The organism is Tenacibaculum sp. MAR_2010_89 (genome assembly GCF_900105985.1).
GTDB classification, from domain to species: Bacteria; Bacteroidota; Bacteroidia; order Flavobacteriales; family Flavobacteriaceae; genus Polaribacter; species Polaribacter halocynthiae.
Map to the genome: position 1 here is coordinate 1,425,759 of NZ_FNUB01000005.1, position 24,688 is coordinate 1,450,446.

24 protein-coding genes, 1 pseudogene and 1 riboswitch are annotated in these 24,688 nt (G+C 31.2%); of the genes and pseudogenes, 14 read left to right on the forward strand and 11 right to left on the reverse strand.

Annotated features, from left to right (window positions below; all coding sequences use genetic code 11):
• Positions 1–5 precede the first annotated feature (5 nt).
• The 14 genes and pseudogenes from cysD to metF all read left to right on the forward strand — a co-directional run bounded on the left by cysD (position 6) and on the right by metF (position 14,396).
• Positions 6–910: pseudogene (cysD, locus tag BLV71_RS09810) on the forward strand (sulfate adenylyltransferase subunit CysD).
• A 47-nt stretch (positions 911–957) separates the two neighbouring features.
• On the forward strand, positions 958–2,205 hold the full coding sequence (locus BLV71_RS09815; protein WP_093870376.1) for a sulfate adenylyltransferase subunit 1: 1,248 nt from the start codon (positions 958–960) through the stop codon (positions 2,203–2,205).
• A 12-nt stretch (positions 2,206–2,217) separates the two neighbouring features.
• The gene (locus BLV71_RS09820) at positions 2,218–2,565 is read left to right on the forward strand and encodes a 4Fe-4S dicluster domain-containing protein (RefSeq protein WP_093870377.1); all 348 of its coding nucleotides are present in this window, start codon (positions 2,218–2,220) and stop codon (positions 2,563–2,565) included.
• A gap of 34 nt (positions 2,566–2,599) precedes the next feature.
• Positions 2,600–4,702, forward strand: coding sequence for a HEPN domain-containing protein (locus BLV71_RS09825; protein ID WP_093870378.1), 2,103 nt, complete (start codon positions 2,600–2,602; stop codon positions 4,700–4,702).
• A gap of 11 nt (positions 4,703–4,713) precedes the next feature.
• Complete coding sequence (gene cobA / locus BLV71_RS09830) at positions 4,714–5,481, forward strand: uroporphyrinogen-III C-methyltransferase (protein ID WP_176974445.1); 768 nt, start codon at positions 4,714–4,716, stop codon at positions 5,479–5,481.
• Complete coding sequence (locus BLV71_RS09835) at positions 5,478–6,059, forward strand: precorrin-2 dehydrogenase/sirohydrochlorin ferrochelatase family protein (protein WP_093870380.1); 582 nt, start codon at positions 5,478–5,480, stop codon at positions 6,057–6,059. Before cobA ends, BLV71_RS09835 begins: the two co-directional genes overlap by 4 nt.
• Before the next feature lie 81 nt (positions 6,060–6,140).
• On the forward strand, positions 6,141–7,196 hold the full coding sequence (locus BLV71_RS09840; protein ID WP_093870381.1) for an NAD(P)/FAD-dependent oxidoreductase: 1,056 nt from the start codon (positions 6,141–6,143) through the stop codon (positions 7,194–7,196).
• Complete coding sequence (locus BLV71_RS09845) at positions 7,196–7,528, forward strand: 2Fe-2S iron-sulfur cluster-binding family protein (RefSeq protein ID WP_093870382.1); 333 nt, start codon at positions 7,196–7,198, stop codon at positions 7,526–7,528. Before BLV71_RS09840 ends, BLV71_RS09845 begins: the two co-directional genes overlap by 1 nt.
• A gap of 28 nt (positions 7,529–7,556) precedes the next feature.
• The gene (gene epsC / locus BLV71_RS09850) at positions 7,557–8,300 is read left to right on the forward strand and encodes a serine O-acetyltransferase EpsC (protein ID WP_093870383.1); all 744 of its coding nucleotides are present in this window, start codon (positions 7,557–7,559) and stop codon (positions 8,298–8,300) included.
• Positions 8,301–8,321: 21 nt separating this feature from the next.
• Positions 8,322–9,212, forward strand: a complete 891-nt coding sequence (cysM, locus tag BLV71_RS09855; RefSeq protein WP_093870384.1) for a cysteine synthase CysM — start codon at positions 8,322–8,324, stop codon at positions 9,210–9,212.
• Positions 9,213–9,290: 78 nt separating this feature from the next.
• A riboswitch (SAM riboswitch) is annotated at positions 9,291–9,395 on the forward strand.
• 50 nt (positions 9,396–9,445) lie between these two features.
• Positions 9,446–10,450, forward strand: coding sequence for a homocysteine S-methyltransferase family protein (locus tag BLV71_RS09860; protein WP_093870385.1), 1,005 nt, complete (start codon positions 9,446–9,448; stop codon positions 10,448–10,450).
• 61 nt (positions 10,451–10,511) lie between these two features.
• Positions 10,512–13,187 (forward strand): methionine synthase, encoded by a 2,676-nt coding sequence (metH, locus tag BLV71_RS09865; protein WP_093870386.1) that lies wholly within the window; start codon positions 10,512–10,514, stop codon positions 13,185–13,187.
• A 10-nt stretch (positions 13,188–13,197) separates the two neighbouring features.
• Entirely contained in the window at positions 13,198–13,440 is a 243-nt protein-coding gene (locus tag BLV71_RS09870; RefSeq protein WP_093872004.1) for a hypothetical protein, read from the forward strand.
• Positions 13,440–14,396: a methylenetetrahydrofolate reductase [NAD(P)H] gene (gene metF, locus BLV71_RS09875; RefSeq protein WP_093870387.1), complete on the forward strand. Its 957-nt coding sequence runs from the start codon at positions 13,440–13,442 to the stop codon at positions 14,394–14,396. Before BLV71_RS09870 ends, metF begins: the two co-directional genes overlap by 1 nt.
• Before the next feature lie 116 nt (positions 14,397–14,512).
• Here the strand turns inward: metF and BLV71_RS09880 are convergent, their stop codons facing one another.
• The 11 genes from BLV71_RS09880 to BLV71_RS09925 all read right to left on the reverse strand — a co-directional run bounded on the left by BLV71_RS09880 (position 14,513) and on the right by BLV71_RS09925 (position 24,626).
• Positions 14,513–15,205 carry a nitroreductase family protein gene (locus BLV71_RS09880; protein ID WP_093870388.1) on the reverse strand — a complete coding sequence of 231 codons (693 nt, stop codon included), beginning with the start codon at positions 15,203–15,205 and terminating at the stop codon, positions 14,513–14,515.
• Between the two features lie 128 nt (positions 15,206–15,333).
• Positions 15,334–15,855: a toxin-antitoxin system YwqK family antitoxin gene (locus tag BLV71_RS09885; protein ID WP_093870389.1), complete on the reverse strand. Its 522-nt coding sequence runs from the start codon at positions 15,853–15,855 to the stop codon at positions 15,334–15,336.
• Positions 15,830–16,291, reverse strand: a complete 462-nt coding sequence (locus BLV71_RS09890) for a hypothetical protein (RefSeq protein WP_093870390.1) — start codon at positions 16,289–16,291, stop codon at positions 15,830–15,832. The genes BLV71_RS09885 and BLV71_RS09890 overlap by 26 nt, the downstream gene beginning before the upstream one ends.
• Before the next feature lie 228 nt (positions 16,292–16,519).
• Positions 16,520–18,085, reverse strand: coding sequence for a hypothetical protein (locus BLV71_RS09895; protein ID WP_093870391.1), 1,566 nt, complete (start codon positions 18,083–18,085; stop codon positions 16,520–16,522).
• A 247-nt stretch (positions 18,086–18,332) separates the two neighbouring features.
• Positions 18,333–18,467, reverse strand: coding sequence for a hypothetical protein (locus tag BLV71_RS18845; protein WP_255405149.1), 135 nt, complete (start codon positions 18,465–18,467; stop codon positions 18,333–18,335).
• Positions 18,468–18,832: 365 nt separating this feature from the next.
• Positions 18,833–20,059 carry a radical SAM family protein gene (locus BLV71_RS09900; protein WP_093870392.1) on the reverse strand — a complete coding sequence of 409 codons (1,227 nt, stop codon included), beginning with the start codon at positions 20,057–20,059 and terminating at the stop codon, positions 18,833–18,835.
• Between the two features lie 3 nt (positions 20,060–20,062).
• Entirely contained in the window at positions 20,063–20,794 is a 732-nt protein-coding gene (locus tag BLV71_RS09905) for a hypothetical protein (RefSeq protein ID WP_093870393.1), read from the reverse strand.
• A gap of 82 nt (positions 20,795–20,876) precedes the next feature.
• Positions 20,877–21,728: an IS3 family transposase gene (locus BLV71_RS09910; protein ID WP_143032775.1), complete on the reverse strand. Its 852-nt coding sequence runs from the start codon at positions 21,726–21,728 to the stop codon at positions 20,877–20,879.
• Entirely contained in the window at positions 21,728–22,099 is a 372-nt protein-coding gene (locus BLV71_RS09915; RefSeq protein WP_093870395.1) for a transposase, read from the reverse strand. The genes BLV71_RS09910 and BLV71_RS09915 overlap by 1 nt, the downstream gene beginning before the upstream one ends.
• A 188-nt stretch (positions 22,100–22,287) precedes the next feature.
• A complete protein-coding gene (locus BLV71_RS09920; protein WP_093870396.1) occupies positions 22,288–23,871 on the reverse strand; it encodes a hypothetical protein in 1,584 nt (527 codons plus the stop codon).
• Positions 23,872–24,044: 173 nt separating this feature from the next.
• Positions 24,045–24,626, reverse strand: a complete 582-nt coding sequence (locus tag BLV71_RS09925) for a hypothetical protein (RefSeq protein WP_093870397.1) — start codon at positions 24,624–24,626, stop codon at positions 24,045–24,047.
• Positions 24,627–24,688: the final 62 nt, after the last annotated feature.

The following is a 24,688-nucleotide window of genomic DNA, read 5'->3' on the forward strand; positions in this document are numbered from 1 at the left end:
TGATTATGAATACAAATATAATTAAAGTAGGAGCTTTAGAAAGTGAAGCCATATATATATTGAGGGAAGTAGTCGCGCAATTTGAGAAACCAGTGTTATTATTTTCAGGGGAAAAGATAGTATAACATTGGTGCGACTAGCTCAAAAAGCATTTTATCCAGCAAAAATTCCTTTTCCTTTAATGCATATTGATACTGGACATAACTTTCCTGAAACGATTGAATTTAGAGACCGTTTAGTAAAAGAGTTAGGAGTAGAGTTAATTGTACGAAATGTACAAGACAATATAGATACAGGAAAAGTAAAAGAGGAAACAGGGAAGTACGCGAGCCGAAACATGTTACAAACTGAAACGTTATTAGATGCCATAGAAGAATTTGGTTTTGATGCATGTATCGGTGGTGCGCGTAGAGATGAAGAAAAAGCAAGAGCAAAAGAGCGTATTTTTTCTGTACGTGATGATTTTGGGCAGTGGGATGAAAAAAACCAACGTCCAGAATTATTTGACATGCTAAATGGAAAGATTGATTTAGGACAAAACGTACGTGTTTTTCCAATATCTAACTGGACAGAATTAGACGTTTGGTCATATATAAAAGAAGAGAAAATTGAAATTCCATCTATTTATTTTGCTCATAAAAGAGCTACTTTTTTAAGAGATGGACTTATTTGGTCGGCTGAGGACGATGTTGTTTATCGAGAAGATGATGAAAAGGTTGAAGAACGCATGGTACGCTTTAGAACTGTAGGAGACATGAGCTGTACAGCTGCAGTATTATCTAATGCTATTGATATAAATACAGTTGTAGAAGAAATTAGAGATTCTTCTATATCTGAAAGAGGAGCAAGGATAGATGATAAACGATCGGAAGCTGCAATGGAGAAGCGTAAACAACAAGGATATTTCTAAAAAAACAATAATAAACTATTTTAAAATAATAGTTAAAAAATACTAAAATGAACGTACTAAAAATAGCAACAGCAGGGAGTGTAGATGATGGTAAAAGTACTTTAATAGGACGTATTTTATACGATACGAAATCATTAACTGAAGATAAATTACAAGCGATAGAAGAAAAAAGTAAACAAAGAGGATTTGATTATTTAGATTTTTCATTAGCAACAGACGGTTTAGTAGCTGAACGTGAACAAGGAATTACTATTGATGTAGCACATATTTACTTTTCTACACCGAAAACGAGTTTTATTATTGCTGATACTCCTGGTCATATTGAGTATACTAGAAATATGGTAACTGGAGCATCAAATTCACAAGCTTCTATTGTTTTGGTAGATGCTAGAAATGGTGTTGTTGAACAAACGTATCGTCATTTCTTTATCAATAATTTATTAAGAGTAAAAGATGTTGTAATTGCTATTAATAAAATGGATTTGGTAGATTATTCTGAAGAGAAATTTAACCAAATAAAAGGTGAAATTGAGTATTTAGCAAGTAAAAGTGAATACCAAAATCAAAACTTAACTTTTATTCCTTTATCAGCTTTAAAAGGTGATAATGTGGTAGAATCATCAGATAAGATGCAGTGGTACAAAGGTGAACCTTTGTTAAATCATTTAGAAAGTTTAAGTTCTGATAATGTAAATACTAGTTCTCAAGCTCGTTTTCCTATACAAAGTGTTATAAGGCCAAAAACTGACGAATATCACGATTTTAGAGGGTATGCAGGTAAACTTTATGGAGGTGATTTAGCAGTAGGTGATCAAGTAACTATATTACCTTCTAATACGCAATCTAAAGTTAAAAGTATTCAGTTTTTTAATCATGAATATCAAGAAGCAAAAAGTGGTAGTTCAATAACTGTAACACTTGAAGATGATGTAAACATAAGTAGAGGAGATATGTTGGTTAAAAGTGGTGAAGAACCAAAAGTTGTAAAACAAATTGAAGCAACTATTTGTTGGATGGATAAACAACCACTTCAGGTATCAGAAAAATATTATATAAAGCATGGTGTAAATGATGCTCAAGCTAAAATAACAGATGTATCATCGTTAATTCATACTGATTTTTCAGGAGAAGAAAATTCACCAAATGAATTATCACTTAACCAAATTGGTAATGTTACTTTAAAAATAAGTAAGCCGCTTTTTGTTGATAAATTTCAAGAGAATAAAGCTAATGGTGCATTTATAGTTATTAATCCAAAAACAAACAACACAGCAGGTGTTGGTTTTATTAAGTAAAAAAATAAAGCAATGGCAATTATAATAACAGACGAATGTATTAACTGTGGAGCTTGCGAGCCAGAGTGCCCAAATACAGCAATTTATGAAGGGGCTGATGATTGGAAGTATAGTGAAGGTACATCTTTAGAAGGAGCAGTTAAATTACCTAATGGTGATCAAATAGATGCAGATGAGGTTCAAGAGCCAGTTTCTGATGAGTATTATTTTATTGTTCCTGATAAATGTACAGAATGTAAAGGGTTTCATGAAGAACCACAATGTGCGGCAGTATGCCCAGTAGATTGTTGTGTACCTGATGATAATCATGTAGAAACAGAAGAAGAGTTATTAGTAAAACAACAATTATTACACAACTAGTATTAATGCTTTTATAAGCAAACAATTAAAAATCATGCAAAGTTTTAGATCAGAAATAGAGAACCCTGTTGTAGAAAAAGATATCCTTGAATTAGAACGTAAAATAAGTTTATTTAAAGAAGGAAAGATAGATGAAGAGCGTTTTAGAAGTTTACGTTTAGCAAGAGGAGTTTATGGTCAACGCCAATTAGGTGTACAAATGATTCGTATTAAATTACCTTATGGTAAAGTGTCTAGTGAGCAATTACATAGAATAGCAGATGTTTCTGATGAATATTCAAGAGGAAGGTTACATATAACTACGCGTCAAGATATTCAAATTCACTATGTAAGCTTAGATAGAACCCCAGAATTATGGGCTCAATTAGAAAAGGATGATATTACATTACGTGAGGCATGTGGAAATGCTGTTAGAAATGTAACAGCATCTGAAACAGCAGGTATAGACATCAATGAACCTTTTGATGTAAGTCCATATGCACATGCAACTTTTGAATTTTTTCTACGTAACCCAATTTGTCAAGAAATGGGAAGGAAGTTTAAAATGTCGTTTTCAGCAACTGATGAAGATACTGCAATAAGCTTTATGCACGATTTAGGTTTTATAGCTAAAACTAAAACTATTGGAGGAAAAACAATAAAAGGGTTTAAGGTATTGTTAGCGGGTGGATTAGGTTCTCAACCACGTCATGCTGATGTTATGTATGAGTTTTTAGAAGCTGATTTATTAATACCAACTATTGAAGGAGTTTTACGTGTGTTTGATCGTTATGGTGAACGTTCTAAAAGAGCAAAAGCACGATTAAAGTTCTTGGTAAAAGATTTAGGTTTGGATCAGTTTTTAACTTTAGTTGAAACAGAAAGAAAGGCTTTAGCATACCAATCGTACTCTATTGATACTTCAAAATTTGAACAAGAAATTACTTTTGAAACTTTAGAGGTTCCTTCAGTATCAATAGAAGATGAAAAAGCATATGAAGAATGGAAGCAAGCGAATGTTATAAAACAAAAGCAAGAAGGATTGTATGCTGTTGGTGTTAAAGTTCATTTAGGAGATTTTTATACAGATAAAGCACGATTGTTAGCTGATTTAATTAAGAAATATGCAGCAAACGAACTACGTTTTACGTTAAGACAAAATATTTTAATACGCCATGTAAGAGAAGAGTTTTTACCTTTCTTTTATGTAGAGTTACAAAAATTAGGATTTACTGAAGTAGGTTATAATAGTACAGCTGATATTACTGCATGTCCAGGAACAGATACATGTAATTTGGGAATTTCAAGTAGTACAGGAATTGCGGCAGAATTAGAACGTGTTTTTAAAACTGAATATCCAGAATATCTTAACAATAAGGAAGTAACTATAAAAATTAGTGGTTGTATGAATGCTTGTGGTCAGCATAATATGGCACACATTGGTTTTCAAGGAATGTCTGTAAAAGTAGGGAACTTATTAGCACCAGCATTACAAGTGTTAATTGGTGGAGGTATTGTAGGAAATGGAGAAGGTCGTTTTTCAGATAAATTAGTTAAAATACCTAGTAAAAGAGGTCCGGAAGCATTAAGAATTTTATTAAACGATTTTGAGGATAATAAAGAAGAAGATGAGGATTTCTTAGCATACTATGATAGAAATGGAAAAACATATTTTTATGATATTTTAAAACATTTATCTGATACTACCAATTTAAAAGAAGATGATTTTATCGATTGGGGTCATGATAAAAACTATGTAAAAGCAATTGGAGTAGGTGAATGTGCTGGTGTAGTAATAGATTTAATAGCAACTTTACTTTTTGAAAGTGAAGAGAAATTAGAAAATGCAACACAGGCTTTTAAAGAAAAACAATGGTCTGATAGTATTTATCATGGGTATTCGGCTATCGTAAATACAGCAAAAGCACTGCTAACATCTGAAGGTAAAAAGACAAATACTCAAGCAGGAATTATAAAAAACTTTGATGAGGTATTTGTTGAAACAAAGAAAATTGAGTTATCAACTTCATTTTCAGAATTAGTATATCAAATTAATAAAAATCAACCTACTGAAGCATTTGCTAGTAAATATTTGCAAGAAGCTAAAGCATTCTACACAACTATAGATGCTTACCGAAAAGTGGTAGTAGAAAGTTAAAAGGAATAATGATGAAAAAACAACCTAAATTAACAGTAGTAGGAGCAGGCCCAGGAGATGTTGAGCTAATTACGTTAAAAGCTATTAAAGCACTAAAAAATGCAGATGTTGTTTTATATGACGCTTTAGTTAATCCAGAACTTTTAGATTATATCAATCCAAAAGCAGAACTAATTTTTGTTGGTAAAAGAAGGGGTTGTTACCGCTATCAGCAAGAGCAGATCAATGAGTTAATTGTGGCAAGAGGGTTTTCTCATGGTCATGTAGTTCGTTTAAAAGGTGGAGATCCTTTTATTTTTGGAAGAGGAGCTGAAGAAATGCAATATGCAGCAACATATGGTCTTGAGGTAGCTGTTGTTCCAGGAATTTCATCATCATTAGCTGTACCAGCATATCAAAACATACCATTAACAAAAAGAGGTAGTTCAGAAAGTTTTTGGGTAATAACAGGAACAACTAAGCAACATAAATTATCTAATGATGTTAGGTTAGCCGCAAAATCAAATGCAACAGTAGTTGTGTTAATGGGAATGGGGAAATTATCTGAAATAGTATCACTTTTTAAAGAAGAAGGAAAGTCAGAATTACCAGTAGCTATTATTCAAAATGGAACAACTCCTGAAGAAAAAATAGGAATAGGTACCGTTGATACTATTGAGGAAGTGGTTTATAAAAATAATTTAAGTAATCCTGCAATTATTGTATTAGGAGAAGTGGTAAAACATCGTCAACAGTTAGCAGATGTTAAACAAGAAGTAGTTCTAAAAAGTGTGGTATGATAGATAAAGAAAGAAATAATTTATATCCAGTTTTTTTAAAGGTAAATGAACTGGAAGTTTTAATTATTGGAGGAGGTTATGTAGCTGAAGAAAAATTAACTTTTTTATTAAAATCAAGTCCAGATGCTAAGGTAACGATGGTTTCTCCTTATTATAGAAAAAACACGATTAAAGAAGCTCAAAAAGCATCAGTAAAAATGATTAAAGATGTTTATAAAAAAGAGTATTTAATAGGAAAACACATGGTTATTGCTACAACTGATATTCCAGAAGTGAATGTACAGGTATATAAAGATTGTAGAGCAGAAAATAAACTAGTAAATGTAGCTGATAATCCACCCTATTGTGATTTTTATATGGGAGGAATTGTAACTAAAGGAAATGTAAAAGTTGCAATTTCAACAAATGGAAAATCACCTACAACAGCAAAAAGGTTACGACAATTTTTTGAAGAAGTAATGCCAGAAGACATTAATCAATTAGTTGAAAACTTAAATAGTTTTAGAAAAACAATCAAAGGGAACTTTGAGAAAAAAGTACAAACATTAAATAAACTTACAGAAGGTTTAATAAATTAAAATTATAATGAAATAAAGGAATAAGAAAACTATCCAATAATATAGATTTCCTTATTTTCATAATAATTACAAATAAAAGAAATGATACAGACAGATATATTAATTATTGGAGCAGGCCCTACTGGGTTATTCACAGTTTTTGAAGCAGGATTATTAAAATTACGTTGTCATTTAATAGATGCGTTGCCACAACCAGGAGGACAATGTTCTGAAATTTACCCTAAAAAACCTATTTACGATATACCAGCATATCCAGAAATTTTAGCTGGAGATTTAACTAAGAACTTACTAGAACAAATAAAACAGTTTGAACCAGGTTTTACATTAGGTGAACGTGCAGAAACTATAGAAAAGCAAGACGACGGAAGCTTTATTGTAACTACTAATAAAGGAACAAAACACCAAGCACCTGTTGTTGCTATTGCTGGTGGGTTAGGTAGTTTTGAGCCTAGAAAGCCTAAAATAGAGAATATTACAAAGTTTGAAGATTTTGGTATCGAATATATGATAAAAGAGCCAGAACTATATAGAGATAAAGATGTAGTAATTGCAGGAGGAGGAGATTCAGCTCTAGATTGGTCTATCTTTTTAACAGATGTAGCTAAATCAGTTACACTAATTCATAGAAGAAATGAATTTAGAGGAGCTTTAGATTCAGTTGAAAAAGTTCAAGAATTAAAAAACTTAGGGAAAATTAATTTAATTACCCCAGCTGAGGTAAAAGGAGTTTTAGGAAATAACCATGTAACGGGAGTTGTTATTGAAGAAAAAGGGCAGGAACCTTATATTTTAGATACAGATCATTTTATTCCATTATTTGGATTAGCTCCAAAACTAGGACCTATTGGTAATTGGGGATTAGAGATAGAAAAGAATGCAATTAAAGTAAATAATGCTTTAGATTATCAAACCAATATACCTGGTATTTATGCAATTGGTGATGTGAATACATACCCAGGGAAATTGAAATTAATTTTATGTGGATTTCATGAAGCTACTTTAATGTGTCAAAGTGCTTACCAATTAATACATCCAGATAAGAAGTATGTAATGAAGTATACAACGGTAGGTGGAGTTCAAGGTTTTGATGGTACCAAAAAAGAAGCTCCAAAAGCAGTAGTAAAGGCTATAGAGTAATGGAGCAAGATGTTACTATAAAAATAACTGACCGAGAAGGTGTAATGCATGAGGTAATTGCACCGACTGATATGGCAATGAATTTGATGGAAGTAGTTCGTTCATACGAATTAGCTCCTGAGGGAACGATTGGAGTATGTGGAGGAATGGCAATGTGTGCATCTTGTCAATGTTATGTGAAATCAAATCATGAGCTTCCTGAAATAACGGATGATGAAGATGCTATGTTAGCAGAAGCTTTTGATGTTCAGGATAATAGTCGTTTAGGATGTCAAATTCAAATAACCCCTAAGTTAGAAGGCTTAGAGATTGAATTAGCACCAGAAAGTTAATTACATTTGTAAAAAAGAAACCTATAAAATGCAATTTAAACAGTATGACTTATCATTAAAAGATGATGTAGAAGTATTTACAAAGCAATTATTTTATGCATTGTTTAATGATGTTTGTCAAGAAAAAGCAAATCATTTAAGAGAGTTATTTCTTAAAATTTGTAAAGGCTTAGAGATTCCTAAAGCAAATAATGTTTGGGAATTTTACCAACAATCTTTTTGTGAAATTCGAAATCAATTAGATTTAGATGCAAAAGCCTTTGAAAGTACTGACCCTGCATGCAAAAGTCTAGGAGAAGTATATTTGGCATATCCAGGTTTTCATGCAATAGCTGTATATCGATTAAGTCATGAATTGTATAAAATAGAAATTCCTGTTTTACCAAGAATGATGAGTGAATATGCACATGGTGTAACAGGAACAGACATTCATCCAGGCGCAATAATTGGAGAATCTTTTTTTATTGATCATGCTACAGGTATAGTTATCGGTGAAACGACAATTATAAAAAACAATGTAAAAATATATCAAGGAGTTACATTAGGTGGAATTCAAGTTAAAAAAGAATTAGCATCCACTAAACGTCACCCTACTATTGAAAGTAATGTAACGATTTATGCAAATGCAACTGTTTTAGGAGGAGATGTAACGATAGGAAAAGATAGTGTTATAGGAGCAAATGTGTGTGTAATAGATTCAGTACCTGAAGGATCAATTGTAACGTATGAATCAGAAAATAAAATCATAATGAGAAAATCATATGTTAAATGATTTTTATTAAACAAAAAACGAATGAAAACCAAAACAATAATAGATAGTGTTGGTAATACACCTTTAGTAGAAATTTCATCGCTTATTAATAAAGAAGGAGTACGATTATTATTAAAGTTAGAAGGTAATAACCCTGGAGGGAGTGTAAAAGATAGAGCAGCCTATAACATGATATCTGAAGCTATTAAGCGAAAAAACATCAAAAAAGGTGATTCTTTGGTGGAAGCAACTAGTGGAAATACTGGTATTGCTTTAGCTTTAATGGCAAAAGTTTTAGGAGTGAATATGGTTTTAGTAATGCCAGAAAATGCAACTGAAGAACGAGTTAAAACGATGAAGTCGTATGGTGCTGAAGTAATTTTAACATCAGCAGGTGAAGGTATAGAAGGCTCAAGAGATAAAGCACTTGAATTACGATATAAAAAAGGATATTTTATGCTAAATCAGTTTGAGAATAATGATAACTGGAAAGCACACTATAAAACTACTGGACCAGAAATATGGAATGATACTGAAGGAGAAATAACACATTTCGTTTCTGCAATGGGTACTACAGGAACTATTATGGGAGTTTCTACCTATTTGAAAGAGAAGAATTCTAACATTCAAATTGTAGGAGCTCAGCCTAAAGAAGGTTCTAGAATACCTGGAATAAGAAGGTGGTCACCAGAATACTTACCAAAAATATTTGATAAAAATAAAGTAGATAAAACTATTGAAGTAAGTAGAGAAGAAGCTACAAAGATGACACGAAAATTAGCTAAAGAAGAAGGGATAATGGCAGGAATGAGTAGCGGTGGAGCTTTGCATGTAGCTTTAGAAGTAGCTAAAAAAATAGATAAAGGAATTATTGTAGCTATTGTTTGTGATCGAGGAGATCGTTATTTATCTTCAGAATTATTTGAATATTAAAAACAATTATTCTTTTTAAAGTAGTAAATAAAAAATAATTCGTTTATTTGCATTATATTATAGTTCATTAACTTAATGATGTTATCAAGAAAGGTGGAGGGATTAGACCCAACGAAACCTTAGCAACCCTTTGTGCAAACAAAGAAGGTGCTACATTCTACTGTGAAAGCAGGGAGATAACGGAAAGAATTTTACTTCTCTTTTCCTGATAACATTACAATTAAATATCAGGAATGTCAAACATTTACAAAGAAATACAAAAACGAATTCTCGTGCTCGATGGAGCAATGGGAACTATGCTTCAGGAATATAAATTCACTGAAGAAGATTTTCGTGGAGAACGTTTTAAAGAGTATCCTACACCTTTACAAGGTAATAATGATTTGTTGTCAATAACTCAACCTGAAGCGGTAAAAGAAGTACATAGAAAATACTTTGCAGCAGGTGCAGATATTGTTGAAACAAATACTTTTTCTGGAACTACAATTGCTATGGCTGATTATCAAATGGAACATTTGGTATATGAATTAAATTATGAATCAGCCAAAATAGCTAAAGAAGTAGCTCAAAAATTTACAGAAAAAGAACCTCATAAACCAAGGTTTGTAGCAGGTTCAATAGGACCAACTAATAGAACAGCAAGTATGTCTCCAGATGTAAATGATCCTGGATATAGAGCAGTAACTTTTGATGAATTAAGAATAGCTTATAAACAACAAGTAGAAGCTTTAATTGATGGAGGAGCAGATCTTTTATTAGTTGAAACTGTATTTGATACTTTAAATGCAAAAGCAGCATTGTTCGCTATTGAAGAGGTAAAAGGAGAACGAAATATTGATATTCCTATTATGGTTTCCGGAACAATTACTGATGCATCAGGAAGAACATTATCAGGGCAAACTGCGGAAGCTTTTCTTATTTCTATTTCTCATATTCCATTATTATCTGTAGGATTTAATTGTGCTTTAGGGGCAAATTTATTACAACCTCATTTAGAAGCTATAGCTTCGAAAACAGATTTTGCTATTTCTGCACATCCTAATGCTGGGTTACCAAATGCTTTTGGTGAGTATGATGAAACACCACAAGAAACAGCTAGTCAAATCGAAGAATATTTAAAAAAGGACTTAATAAATATCATTGGAGGGTGTTGTGGTACAAGACCTGCTCATATTAAAGCTATTGCTGAAGTAGCTGTTAATTATAAACCAAGAAGAACATTAGCAATACAAAAATAGTAAGTCATGGTTAATGTAAATAAAATTATTAAATGTTGAATTTCCTGAACTATATAGATAGATGATTGAAGAAAGAAAAAACATGAAATTAAGTGGTTTAGAACCCTTAATAATTACACCAGAAAGTAATTTCATAAATGTAGGAGAACGTACCAATGTAGCTGGATCGAGAAAGTTTTTGCGATTAATTAAAGAGGAGAAATTTGATGAAGCCTTGGCTATAGCTCGTCATCAGGTAGATGGAGGTGCTCAAATTATTGATATAAACATGGACGATGGTTTAATTGATGGAAAAGAAGCCATGGTACGTTTTTTAAATTTGATTGCGGCTGAGCCTGATATTTGTCGTGTTCCTATAATGATTGATAGTTCAAAATGGGAAATTATTGAAGCTGGATTACAAGTTGTACAAGGAAAGTCAGTTGTAAATTCTATTAGTTTAAAAGAAGGAGAAGAAAAATTTATTTGGGAAGCAACTCAAATAAAAAGATATGGAGCTGCCCTAATAGTAATGGCTTTCGATGAGGTTGGACAGGCTGATAATTATGAACGTAGAATTGAAATTGCTGAACGTTCATATAGGGTATTAGTTGATAAAGTTGGGTTTCCTTCCGAAGACATTATTTTCGATTTAAACATATTTCCAGTGGCTACTGGTATGGAAGAGCACCGTAAAAACGCAATAGATTTTATTGAAGCTACCCGTTGGGTACGAGAAAATTTACCAAATGTAAGTGTAAGTGGAGGGGTGAGTAATGTATCATTTTCTTTTAGAGGAAATAATAGTGTAAGAGAAGCAATGCATTCTGTATTTTTATATTACGCTATTCAAGCGGGAATGAATATTGGGATAGTAAACCCTACTATGTTAGAGGTGTATGATGATATTCCAAAGGATTTATTAGAACACATTGAAGATGTAATTTTAGATAGAAGAGAGGATGCTACTGAACGATTATTAGACTTTGCTGAAACCGTAAAAGGGAAGAAGAAAGAAGATGATGGAAAAGCATTAGAGTGGCGTAAATTACCATTGCAAGAAAGAATAACACATGCTTTGGTAAAAGGGATAGATGCTTTTATTGTAGAGGATGCTGAAGAAGCTAGATTAGGAGTAGAGAGACCTTTGCACGTAATTGAAGGGAATTTAATGGCGGGAATGAATGTTGTTGGTGATTTATTTGGTGCAGGAAAAATGTTTTTACCTCAAGTGGTTAAATCTGCACGAGTAATGAAAAAAGCTGTTGGATATTTAAACCCTTTTATTGAAGCAGAAAAAGGAGAAAAACAGCAAGCTTTAGGTAAGGTTTTAATGGCTACTGTTAAAGGTGATGTTCATGATATCGGGAAGAATATTGTTTCTGTAGTTTTAGGATGTAATAATTATGAAATTGTTGATTTAGGGGTAATGGTGCCACCTGAAAAAATTATTGAAACAGCAAAAAAAGAAAATGTAGATGCCATAGGATTAAGTGGTTTAATAACACCTTCTTTAGATGAAATGGTTTACTTAGCAAAAGAAATGGAACGTCAAAATTTTGAAGTTCCTTTATTAATTGGAGGAGCTACAACTTCAAAAGCACACACAGCTGTTAAAATAGATACTCAATATAAAAATGCGGTAGTTCATGTAAATGATGCTTCCAGGGCCGTTACTGTTGTTGGTGATTTATTGAATAAGAACACTAAAAATGAGTATGTAGCAAAACTTAAAAAAGATTATGAAGAGTTTCGTGAAAAATTTCTTAAAAGAGGTAAAACGAAAGCATATATAACTATTCAAGAAGCCCGTAAGCGTAAATTTAAAATAGATTGGAGTATATCAAATATTTCAAAGCCAAAAGAATTAGGAATTCAAACATTAGAACAATTGAGTTTAAAAGAATTAATACCTTTTATTGATTGGTCTCCTTTCTTTAGGTCATGGGATTTACATGGTAAATTCCCTGCTATTTTAGTTGATGATGTTGTAGGAGAGCAAGCTACAAGTTTGTATGAAGATGCTCAGAATATGCTTCAAGAAATTGTAGATAATCAATTGTTAAAACCTAAAGCTATTTTTGGGTTATTTGAGGCTAATACTACTAATGATGACGATATTTCAATTAAGAAAAAAGGTAAAGAAATAGCCGTTTTTAGAACTCTTCGTCAACAATTAAAAAAGAGAGATGATAAACCAAGTTTTGCTTTGTCAGATTTTATAGCTCCAAACGATTCGAATAAAACGGATTATATGGGAGCGTTTTGTACGGCAATTTTTGGAGCTGATGAATTAGCGAATACTTATAAGAGTAATGATGATGATTATAACGGAATTATGGTACAAGCTATTGCTGATCGTTTTGCGGAAGCCTTTGCAGAGTATTTGCATCATAGAGTACGAACAATACATTGGGGATATGGTGCAGATGAAAATTTAACAAATGAAGATTTAATAAAAGAAAATTATAAAGGAATTCGTCCCGCTCCTGGATATCCTGCTTGTCCTGATCATTTAGAGAAAGAAACAATTTGGGAGTTATTAAATGTTGAAGAAAAAATTGGAGTAACCTTAACGGAAAGCCTCGCAATGTGGCCAGCTGCAGCTGTTTCAGGATATTATTTTGCAAATGAAGAGGCTAAATACTTTGGATTAGGAAAAATAATTGATGATCAAGTTAGAGATTTTGCAACTAGAAAAAATATTTCTTTAGATAAAGCAAGAAAATGGCTTCATCCTGCAATTGCTGACAATTAAAAGAGGTGAAATGGAAACAAAATTTATAGAATTAAATTTAAAGAGCCATATTATTTCTCATGGATATGATGAAAATAATAAAGAAGTTACAGAGGAGATAATTGTTGGTGAATTCTCTTCTAAATTGATAGCAATCAATAGAATTAAATCTTTAAGTAAAAAATATGTATTAACTGATTATATAGATGGAAGGTTGATTTATTGGGAATATCAAGAATCGTATGATTTAGTTAAAAAACAATTATTAGAATAATGAAAGTTACAGATCACATAAAAAAAGCAAAAGATAAAACGTTATTCTCTTTTGAAATAGTTCCACCACAAAAAGGACAAAATATACAAGAATTATATAATAACATTGATCCTTTAATGGAATTTAAACCTCCTTTTATTGATGTAACAACATCAAGAGAAGAGCATGTTTATATACCAAAAGAAAATGGATTATTAGAGCAGAAAATAACAAGAATGCGACCAGGAACTGTTGGTATTTGTGCATCATTAAAATACAAGTATGATGTAGATGCAATACCACATGTTTTGTGTGGTGGATTTACAAAGGAAGAAACTGAATATGTATTAGTTGATTGTCATTATTTAGGATTAGATAACGTGATGGCTTTAAGAGGAGATGCAAGAAAAGATCAACAATATTTTAAAGCCTCTAATGGAGGAAATACCTATGCTTCTGATTTAGTAGGTCAAATTAGCGATTTAAATAAAGGGAAGTATTTGCATGAAATTATTGAAACCCCTTATAAAGCTGATTTTTGTATTGGAGTAGCTGGTTATCCAGAAAAACATTTAGAATCTCCAAGTTTAGAAAGTGATTTAAAACGGTTAAAAGAAAAAGTAGACGCGGGAGCTGATTATGTGGTAACTCAAATGTTTTTTGATAATTCTAAATATTTCAATTTTGTTAAAAAGGCAAAAGAGATAGGAATTAATGTACCTATTATTCCAGGAATAAAACCTTTAGCTGTAAAAAGGCACTTACAAATTTTACCACAAATTTTTCGTTTAGATTTACCGCAAGATTTAGTAAATGCAGTTGAAAACTGTAACACTAATAAAGAAGTGAGGCAAGTTGGAATTGAATGGGCTATTCAGCAAAGTAAAGAATTAATAAAAGCGGGTGTTCCTGTAGTTCATTATTATTCAATGGGGAAATCAAGTAATATAAAAGCTATTGCGAGCGAAGTTTTTTAATTTAATCGAACTTATGAAATTAATAAAAGCTCCTTTTTTAATAGTATTTAAAAAGAGGAGCTTCTTTATCTTTAAAGGTAATAATAGAAATTGAAATCAAATGTTTTTTATGAATTTCATTCATAAAAAACAGCCATTTCATCTAAAGTTTTTCTTTTTAAATCAGGAACATAAACAGGTGTTTTTGGGTACCCAACAGGGAGTAATAAAAAAGCTCTTTCATTGACTGGCCTGTTTAATATACTTGTTAAAAAATTCATAGGACTAGGCGTGTGTGTAAGTGTTACCAATCCCGCGTTATGAATAGCTGAAATAAGCATTCCACAAGAAATCCCTATCGATTCATTAACATAGTAATTATTACATTTTTCTCCGTTTATATCAAAATCATAGGACTTTTTAAAAACAACAATTAACCATGGAGCGTCTTCTAAAAAAGGTTTGTGCATATCTGTGGCTAAATGCTCTAGATCTTTTTTCCAACGTTCACTCATTCGATGTTCATATCCTTCTTTTTCCTCTATTTCAGCAGCAATTTTAATTTTAGTTTTTATAAAAGGATTTGAAACAGCGCAAAACGTCCAAGGTTGATGATGCGCACCAGAAGGAGCAGTTGATGCACTTTTTATTATATTTTCAATTACTTCCTTTGGTATTGGTTCAGAAGAAAATTCTCTTACGGATCTTCTTTTGTTAATCCATTCATAGAAAATTTCACTTTTTTCAATCATTTCTTTTTTGGATATTTTAATTGAATCATATTTGATATGATTGTATCCATTGATGTTAATGTTTTTTGAAAGTTCCATAATTGAAATTATTATTTTTTTAAATCTTGAAAATAAGATTTTTATTATACTAATTTAAGAAAATATTTTATAGTGTATTATTGTTTTAAAATGGAAAATATTTGGAAGGAAGAGATTTTTTACAATTGTTAGTGTATTTTTAATACTTCTTTTTGTTTACCTTCTTTAAATTGTACTTCAGCTGTTAGTTTTCCATCTTCAATAGCGTAAACCTTCCATATTCCGTGTCTTAATCCGTTTTTCATCAAACCCACTCCGGCTAAATGTCCTTTTTCGTGAAACCATTTCATTAACCCGTTTGCTAATCCATTTTTATAATACCCTTCTAATACTAAAGTGCCATTATTCGACCATTCTTTATGTAGTCCTTCTTTTTGATTATTTATAAAAGCTCCTTCACTTTTTATCTGACCGTTTTTATAGAATTTTTTTAAAACTTTTATTTTTTTATCTTTTTTGTAATGGAAAGATTTTGAGGTGTCGGTGTATAGGGTTTTAGAATTATTGTTATTTGTTTTTTGTTCTTTTTTGTATTGTTTAACACACCCATAGTAATTCGATAGTATTAAAACTAATAGAAGCGATTTTATAAGAGCATTTAGTTTGATAATGTAAAAACCTTGTTTACTTATGATCTCTTTTTTTAGCATACTTAAATTTACTGAATTTTTTAGGAAGTTTATTCGTTACTTCAAGTTTGTTAGATGTTATGGTTGGTTTTATTTTAATAACTTTAGTATCGTTATCAATTTCAATTTCATGTTTACTTCTCATATTCACTACATCAATATGTAATACCTTAAAGTGATGTTTACCTTTTTTAAGGTTTATTATAACATATTCATTAGGTCTTATTTGACCAAGCGGCTTATTGTCAAGCCATATATTTAAACGAGCAGTATTGTCAATTTTGTGTAAAATATTTGAGCCATTATAAATTAAAATATTACCATTACCTAAATCATTTAATCGAATATTTTTTATAGTTGTTTTTACAAAGTTATATTGAGAAGTTATAGGTTTTAATGCGCAGGAATTTAAAAGGATAAGGGTAAATAAAGTAATAGTCAGTTTTAATTTTTTCATCTTAAGTTTTATTAAGGCTTAGTGTTGGAGACTTTCTAGTTTTAAACGATCAATTTTTAATTTTTCTTATTTTTCTGTGACAATATAGAAATTTAAAAATAATATATTTCTAATTAACGCAACATTAGATTTTTATTATTTATTGTTTAACTTGAAAATTTTTATGATGATTAAATTGAATAAAAAAGCCTGGATTTACCAGGCTTTTTGTTTAATTATACATAGTTTTTAGTGTTTTGGTATACTTGCGCTTCCATCTGGAACAGCTGTATAAAGTTCAATGCTTTTGATAGAACCAGCCTTTCGTTTTCCATTAACCATTTCAGTACTTCTTACTGTAGTTAGGCAAGTATTTCCTTTCCCACCGTCAGTTCCCAAAGAAAGGATTACTTCGTCTTCATTTTTATCAATAAAACCTACGATATACATTAAAGGTACAATAGTTAAAGTTTTATAAGATGTACCGTGATATTCGATTTCAGAGTTACTTTTAATTACAATCGTTTTATTTGATGTTGCAGTAACTTTCATAGGAGCTCCTGCAAACCCCATTAAAGGAACTACATTAAGTAACGTTTCTCCTGTGAACTGAGCAACATTATAACTCCCTGAAATACTCACAACCGAACCATAGTAACTACCAGCATTTTTATAGACACTTTTGTATTGACGAGTAAATTTGATTTTTAGGTCACTCCCTACTGGAGTTGTAATTGGAACTGTAAGCTCCCAACTGTTTCCATTTTGAATGAATGACATGGTGCTGTCAAAAGTATACACGGTAGAGGAAGTTCCATCTAAAGAAACACCAAGAGTAACTGTATAATCTTCTGTACCATCTTTGTGAGTTTTGTACTGTCCTTCTATAGATATGAATGCATTATTAAATACTTGAGAACTTGAATTGATGTGATAAAATCCAGCAAACTTAGCCAATTCTTTACTTGCTGTATTTGTTCCATTAATAGGTTTCTTAACAGGAGTCGCAGTTACTGTTTGTAATGAACGAGGAATAGATAAATGACTATTTTTTAATGAAAAAAGATCGTTACATACCATTCCTCCTTCTGCAGAAGTTCCCATAATAATGCTATAATTAAATAAACCATCTAATGAGCTGAAAGAAAATACATACATGTTAAGGTTGTAAACGAAAAGACCCACATTTTGAAGGTTACCTTTATTACCTCCTATGTTGGTATAGTTGTATTGAAGTGTATTGTTTGTTCCTATTTTAAGAATCTCTGCTCCTTTTCCTTTGTCTTCGTAGTAGGTACCAGCATACATAGCCATTGGAATTGGATTGTTGTAGGTTTCTCCATTGATGTTTTCTATTGCTCCACTTAAACCTTGAGTTACCTTACCTTTAAAAGATGAGGTAATTTGCTGAGTGTTGTCTTTACGTGTAAACTCTATAGTGAAATTTGGCACATCACTATTTACATCGGCCTGAGCTGTTAAGGTAGTTCCTGTCCATTCTATAGTTTTGAAAGCCTTGTGTGGTCCAGTAAGATGATATACGTTAGAGTTAACACCGTCTGGTGAATAGATTAGTGCTACATGAGGAGTTACTTCACCATTTTTAACCAATAGATTAGTATCAATAGTAAGGAAAGAACCTGTGTTATTAAGGGCATAGTAACCATTGAATGAAATTAGTGGCTCTGCATCTCCAATTGGGTTTACATATGGCGCATCACTTTCTGCTATTTTTAAAAGATAGTTATGTAATTCAGTAGTTTGTTCTGCAGATTTGCTCGTTTTTTGAATTGGTGGAATTGTTAAATTTGACATGATTAGAAGTATTGTGCTGTAATAACAGCTGGTTAGTAAATTCTGAATCAAATTTCAAAAGATTAAGGCAAAAGAAGAATAAAAATGTAATGACGTTTTATTTAATTGTCACAAGAGGGGATAAATATAGAATAAGAAAAAGCACTACAATTATATCAATTCTATAAATTGAAGATAAATAGAAGTTTTAAGGAGTTATATTTAACTAATCGTATGTTATTATATCTAGGTATTTGTTCGTGACTTGTTATTTTTTTAGTTTCATAACTTCTTCTAATAATGGAGCAAGTCCATTTTTTGTTATCGTATCATTATTCCAAAAACTCAAAAGACAGCTAACATAATTATCTCTTACTTTAGTAGATACATAATAAAATGTCAAAGTTTTTCCGCCGGATATACTTCCTAAAACTGAAGTTATACCAGTAAAATTATTTTTACCTCAGTTCTTTTTAAGTGCGTATCTGCACATAATTGGGTAATGTTAGCTAACGGTCTCGTATAACCATCATTTACTGGTTAATATGCGTTAATTTTCGGTTTAACACAGATCTTTGCAATTCCGAGTGGATACGGACGTAGTCGAATCCGCCGTAATTGCGGTTATACATCTTATGTTTACAAAGTAGTAAATTTAAGTATTAAACCAGAAAGTACAAAAGAGAGGATTAATATATGATGAAACTTACAGAAATACTTTGGTTAAAAATTAAACAAAAATTAGTTGTTTTTTACCACAGTTCTTTGTTAGCCACTGTACTTGGTTTCTTGTTTTTGTATTTCGTAAACTTTAAATCCATTTGAGTCATATTCTCCATTCCATGTCACTCCATCAAAAAATATTGGACTGTATGGACTATTTTTACCATTCCAACGATATGCAATTAATTTCTGCCAACTTGTATATTCGTTATTAACATGAAGTTTTCTAGAATTTTTATTTAAAAAACGATGTATGTTTCCATTCGGAGACCATTTTTCTAAAATATCATTAAAGTAAACTTTTCCGTTTTTAGCATTCTTCAATGCTCCAATTATATTAGAATCAAATTGATTAGCTTCTTTTAGGAATAAACTGGAACCATTGCAACATCCATTGCCATCGCTCCAATGAATAAATCCAGTGTCCCCAGCACCAAAAGCAAGACCTAAATCTTTACATAGTTTTTGTGCCTTGATAATAAAGGGTTTTATGGCTTCTTGTTTTAAAGAATAATCTCTTCCAATTTTTGTCATTCCTAAAGTCATCATTTCATTCCATAAATCAATTCCTAATGCATTATTTAGTGATTCTATTTGACGAGTTTTGTTTTCTACAGAAATTTTTAAGTGTTCTAAAGCAACATGATTTCCTCCATGAATCGCAATTTTTTTAATCATTTCAAGAACATTACTTTCGTAAGTAGGAATAATTGGTTGAATTCTAATAGAGACAGGGATATTATACTTCTTTAGAATGCCTATTTTTTTTAATGTTTCATGAAAAGAGTCACAACCTATGTCTACTTTAGCTCTTTTAGATTCAGTTATACCAGCAACTGAAAGTCTAAACATTATGTTCATGCCAGACAGTAAATTTAAATATTGAGGTTCTAGAAAAATTTTGCCTTTAGTACTTACCATAGTTGGATAATCAAAGTCTTTTAAAACTTTGAGAATTTCATAGGTAATTTTATTTTTCTTTTCAAAATCAGTGAAAGGGTCTTGTAATCCACCAAGTTGTACAGGTATTCTCTGTTCAAACATCTCGTCTAAAGCAGATTTTATTGTTCCATTTTTTATTCTAGTCAAACGAGCACGAAGAGCATCGGGTGAAGCAATTTGCAAACCTTTATTTGAGGCTAGTTTTGACCTTTTTTTTGAAAAACAATAAGAGCAGCCAAATTGACAAGTATTATAGGGGTCAATTCTAATTGGGGAAGAGCAAAAAAATAATTGACTGGTTATAGTGATTGAATTTTTATAGTACGTCATTAGTTATACAAATACTTTAATAATGTTACAAATGACTATTGAACTAACACTAAAAATCATTAAGAATATAACATTCCAAAAACAAGTTCTAGCTTTTTCATTTTGTTTTGTAAGACTGGTATATAACATCCAAAAAAGTTCTTTTTCTTTTTCATCAAGTTTATTATCATCTTCTGAAATTTTAAGTAAATAATTCTTATTATTCTCTAACCTAAAAGGTAAAACAATATCACGTCCTTCAACTTTAGGTTTTTGCATTTCAACTTTATTTTCAATAAGGTTGTTTGAATTAAAATAATTATCTAAAACTTCATCTTTAGTCACTGTAGAAATGTTTTTATCATATGACTCTCTTAATAATTCCCATGTTTCATACTTAAGAATGTTATAATAAAACTCCCAGACAATCCAACGATGAGAATGTACTCGTTTAAAGAATTGACCAAAATCCCTGTATTCTTGAATAAATTTTGGACAATAAATTCTGTAAATAGTTAAAGCAATAAGATAGAGTATTGCTGAAATCCAAGATAACCATAGAGTAAACGGAAGTTGAAAAGGTAATTGCAGGTCTCCAAGTATTTCCATATTAAGAATACTCAATAATATCGGAACTATGAAAATTACAGATGTAGCTGGTTTAACAATTGGATTTTTCATCACGTCCATTGCAAATTGCCAATCTTTTCTGTACTCTTTATTTACTAAATTTAGATATGTACTTTTTTTTGACATAATTTATGCTTGTAATAAATTCCTGAATTTACGTTTGTTGTATGTCTAGTTCTGAAATATGGCTACAGGTTAAAATTGATTTTTAAGCTGATAATTTATATACCATATTAGGTGTTTTATAGTCTAAAGATAAGTGTAATCTTATTTCGTTGTATAAATTAATTGCATTTTTTGCCGCTCTCTTTGCGTGACTCACGTTATCAAAGGTTTGGTCGAGATAAAATTCATCTTTTAAAATTCCATTTACGCGCTCTGCCATTGCGTTTTCGTAACAATGATTTTCTTGGGTCATACTAATCTCTATCTTTTTTCTTTTAAGTATTTGTGTGTACAGATTACTACAATACTGTATTCCTCTATCCGAGTGATGAATGAGTTGTTTAATGTCTTTAGCTTGATAAATAGCCTTATTAAGAGCTCTTACACATCCTTTTAATTCTAAACTATCACTTAGGTCGTAACCTACTATTTTTCTAGAATGCATATCAGTTATTAAAGCCAAATAGCAAAACCCTTTTACGGTTCTAATGTATGTGATATCAGATACCCAAACTTGGTTATTTCTAGTAACTTCCAGGCCTTTTATGATGTTGTTATATTTATAAAAACGATGATAAGAGTTTGTGGTTCTAGCACTTGTTCTCCTTCTAAGGGTTAACATTTGATGTTTTCTAAGCACATTAAATAAAGTATCTCTACCAACTTTAATATTAGCTTTATTAAAATCTACATTTAACGATTTCACAAGTTTTCTTACACCTTCTCTAGGAAGGGATTTGCGTCTTTTTTTAACGATGTTAATAATCTGTTGTTCTATTTTTAAACGTTTATCAGCTCTAGATTTGTATTTATAATACGCGTCACGTTTATGTCCAAAACAATGGGTTATAGTCTTTAAAGAAGCAAATCCCTTAGCTTTTTCTTTAGCTTTAATTAAGGCTTTATACTTAACTTTTTTTTTAGTTCAGCAATAGATTTGTAACCGAGATCTTCCGCCGCTACTTCAAGATAGGATTCTTCGATCATAGCATCCAGATCTTTTTTAAGTAGTAATTTTTTAAGCTGTTCTATTTCTTTTTGAAGCGCTTTAATTCTAGATATTTCGTCTTTAGTTTCCACTTTTACTCTGGTGTTCATTAAGTCTTTACGGTTGTATTTTTTAATCCACTCATTTACTGTTGTAGGAGCAATGGAATAGAGTTTACAAAGTTCGCTCTTTGTGTGTTTTCCGATGGTAAGTTCGGCTAAAATTTTTAATTTAAAAGGTTCGCTGTAACGTCTAATTACTTTGTCATTTTTGTACATAATGTTTAAAATTATGTAGCCTTATTTTAGGACGGGTCATAATGGGTTACAACGTATTTGTATATGAAAAGTAGCAGAATAAAATGCTATACTTTTTCAATTTAAATACAAAAATAGCAGAAAAGAACGAACTTTAATTTTAGCTCTAAACTGCTATTTTTTATATACCGTGTTATAAGCCGTTACGCTTAGTTTTTATCTTTTAATAATTTCTGAATCAAAGATTCTAGTCTTTCGATTTTCTTTTCTTGTTTTTCGAATTTAGAATTTTGTTTTTTTAGTTCTTCAATCTCCTTTTTTTGAGAAGTAATCTCTTCTTGCTGTTGCTCAAAACTTTCTCTTTGAGTTTTCAATTTCTTTTCTTGTGCAATAGTATATAGCGTTAATTCTTCAATTTTTTGTAATAACTTAGCATCCATTTCTCCTAAAAAGAAACCATTCTTTTCTACCTCTTTTGCGCTTGGAATGTCTTTTAAATGTCCTTTTTCTTTGATATGGTTTTCGACTTCTTTTAAAGTTGGGAGATTATATTTTTTTTCAAAAACAAAATCAGACCAGTTAGGAAAAGCTTCAACTTTTATTTCTCTTGCTCCAATTGAACCTTCAACAGCTAACCTATGACTTCCATTTGAAATCGTTCCTATTCCTAAATTACCACCAAAGTTAGCACTACCTTTAACATCAAGATTACCTGATGTATCTAATTTCATTATATTAGTCCAAGTAATATTTCCAGTTCCCGAATTATTGGAATGTTCCCAGTTAAATCCTCTTACACCAGAAGCAATATCCCCGCCAACGGTATATCTACTTGCTCCAATATTTGATGTTCTTAAATGTTTCCAATTTCCATTACTATCTCTATAAGCATTAAAACCGATATACGCTCCATAATCTTGTGTCCCATTGGCAGGTTGTCCTGCTCCCATTGAGCCAAAAACGGATAAACCATCTCCATTTTGGCTTCCTAAAAGGATTTTAGCGTATTTATTTGTATTTTGAATATCATTTTTTACAGTCAAACTTCCTTTAACATCAAGGTTACCTGATGTATCTAATTTCATTATATTATTCCAAGTAATATTTCCTGTTCCTGAATTATTGGAATGTTCCCAGTTAAATCCTCTTACACCAGAAGCAATATCCCCGCCAACGGTATATCTACTTGCTCCAATATTTGATGTTCTTAAATGTTTCCAATTTCCATTACTATCTCTATAAGCATTAAAACCGATATACGCTCCATAATCTTGTGTCCCATTGGCAGGTTGTCCTGCTCCCATTGAGCCAAAAACGGATAAACCATCTCCATTTTGGCTTCCTAAAAGGATTTTAGCGTATTTATTTGTATTTTGAATATCATTTTTTACAGTCAAACTTCCTTTAACATCAAGGTTACCTGATGCATCTATTTCATTAATATATAATTTTTTGAACCTATTATTGATCCTTCCTAAATCCCATTGATTATTTTCTTGACCGAATATTGTTTTTGATGCTGATATATGAAGTCTAGTTCCAAAAGAATAACCATTAGCTCCTTCTGCCGTAAATGTAAGTGAATTTGTAGAATTACCTCCTGTAAGAGTTATATCCCACGTATTATTAAAATTATGTTCAAGTCTTTTTAGTTGGATATGGTTTCTAAAAGATGAATTGTCATAGATCACTTTTCCAGTAAATGTTCCTCCTGTTTTTGGCACAGATTGAGCATTAACTCCCAAACTCATTCCCATCATAGCAATGATAGCAATTTTCATTGTTGTTTTCATAATAATTTAAATTTATAATTGTTTTTAATTTGTTTTCTTTTATGGCTTATAACGTGTTTGTGTATGATTAGTGGCGTGTTTAAGCACCTAATTTAGTAAATAAAAACTGAATAGAAAATCCGCGAGGATTTTCGTAAGTAGGCGAGAACTAGCCATTAATTATACACGTTGTTCTACACCGTTTTTTCTTTCCGATAGACATTAATTTCACTACTTGTTGCCGTAATGAAATATTCTCCATTGTATGAAAACCCATAGGCTCTTATTTCGTAATCGTGAAAAATTCTGAAACAATCTTTACCGTCTTCTTCTTTATAGATACTTTTAAAATTCGGTTCAAATATTAAATCAATTATTGGCCATTCGGTCGCCATATATTGAATTCCATCTCCAAATTGATTTAAGAGTGGTAATCCGCCACCACATAATCCACCAATAGATATTTTTTCATTCGCAAGTTTTCCTATTCCCATAGACCAAAGTTCGTATGAATTAAACCAATCAAAATCGGTATTGTCATTTCTATCAGTTAATTCAAGTTTTGAGCAGTCAATAATTCCTCTACCTTGACTTGAAATTACTAATAATAATTCGGGATAGTTTTTCGAAAATCCAACTTCGCTTAATCCTCCAATCGCAAAGGTTTCTTTTTTCCATCCATTTGGAATATCAGATTTCTCCGCATTATCGACTAATTTTTGAAGTCTTAATCGGTTTTCGTGTTCTGGATTATTGTTTTTATTGAAAAATTTCATTGCGTTGTTAAATGGTGTAGAACGTGTTCGTGTATGATTTCGTTGCGTGTTTAAGCACTAAA

Coding starts and splice junctions, on each gene's coding strand:
- epsC (WP_093870383.1), top strand. CDS start 7,557: ATGCAATTTAAACAGTATGACTTATCATTAAAAGATGATGTAGAAGTA.
- BLV71_RS09895 (WP_093870391.1), bottom strand. CDS start 18,085: ATGTCAAATTTAACAATTCCACCAATTCAAAAAACGAGCAAATCTGCA.
- cobA (WP_176974445.1), top strand. CDS start 4,714: ATGAAAAAACAACCTAAATTAACAGTAGTAGGAGCAGGCCCAGGAGAT.
- BLV71_RS09845 (WP_093870382.1), top strand. CDS start 7,196: ATGGAGCAAGATGTTACTATAAAAATAACTGACCGAGAAGGTGTAATG.
- BLV71_RS09880 (WP_093870388.1), bottom strand. CDS start 15,205: ATGGAACTTTCAAAAAACATTAACATCAATGGATACAATCATATCAAA.
- BLV71_RS09825 (WP_093870378.1), top strand. CDS start 2,600: ATGCAAAGTTTTAGATCAGAAATAGAGAACCCTGTTGTAGAAAAAGAT.
- BLV71_RS09860 (WP_093870385.1), top strand. CDS start 9,446: ATGTCAAACATTTACAAAGAAATACAAAAACGAATTCTCGTGCTCGAT.
- BLV71_RS09905 (WP_093870393.1), bottom strand. CDS start 20,794: ATGTCAAAAAAAAGTACATATCTAAATTTAGTAAATAAAGAGTACAGA.
- BLV71_RS09890 (WP_093870390.1), bottom strand. CDS start 16,291: ATGAAAAAATTAAAACTGACTATTACTTTATTTACCCTTATCCTTTTA.
- BLV71_RS09900 (WP_093870392.1), bottom strand. CDS start 20,059: ATGACGTACTATAAAAATTCAATCACTATAACCAGTCAATTATTTTTT.
- BLV71_RS09870 (WP_093872004.1), top strand. CDS start 13,198: ATGGAAACAAAATTTATAGAATTAAATTTAAAGAGCCATATTATTTCT.
- BLV71_RS09915 (WP_093870395.1), bottom strand. CDS start 22,099: ATGTACAAAAATGACAAAGTAATTAGACGTTACAGCGAACCTTTTAAA.
- BLV71_RS09820 (WP_093870377.1), top strand. CDS start 2,218: ATGGCAATTATAATAACAGACGAATGTATTAACTGTGGAGCTTGCGAG.
- BLV71_RS09815 (WP_093870376.1), top strand. CDS start 958: ATGAACGTACTAAAAATAGCAACAGCAGGGAGTGTAGATGATGGTAAA.
- metF (WP_093870387.1), top strand. CDS start 13,440: ATGAAAGTTACAGATCACATAAAAAAAGCAAAAGATAAAACGTTATTC.
- metH (WP_093870386.1), top strand. CDS start 10,512: ATGATTGAAGAAAGAAAAAACATGAAATTAAGTGGTTTAGAACCCTTA.
- BLV71_RS09920 (WP_093870396.1), bottom strand. CDS start 23,871: ATGAAAACAACAATGAAAATTGCTATCATTGCTATGATGGGAATGAGT.
- BLV71_RS09925 (WP_093870397.1), bottom strand. CDS start 24,626: ATGAAATTTTTCAATAAAAACAATAATCCAGAACACGAAAACCGATTA.
- BLV71_RS09885 (WP_093870389.1), bottom strand. CDS start 15,855: ATGCTAAAAAAAGAGATCATAAGTAAACAAGGTTTTTACATTATCAAA.
- cysM (WP_093870384.1), top strand. CDS start 8,322: ATGAAAACCAAAACAATAATAGATAGTGTTGGTAATACACCTTTAGTA.
- BLV71_RS09840 (WP_093870381.1), top strand. CDS start 6,141: ATGATACAGACAGATATATTAATTATTGGAGCAGGCCCTACTGGGTTA.
- BLV71_RS09835 (WP_093870380.1), top strand. CDS start 5,478: ATGATAGATAAAGAAAGAAATAATTTATATCCAGTTTTTTTAAAGGTA.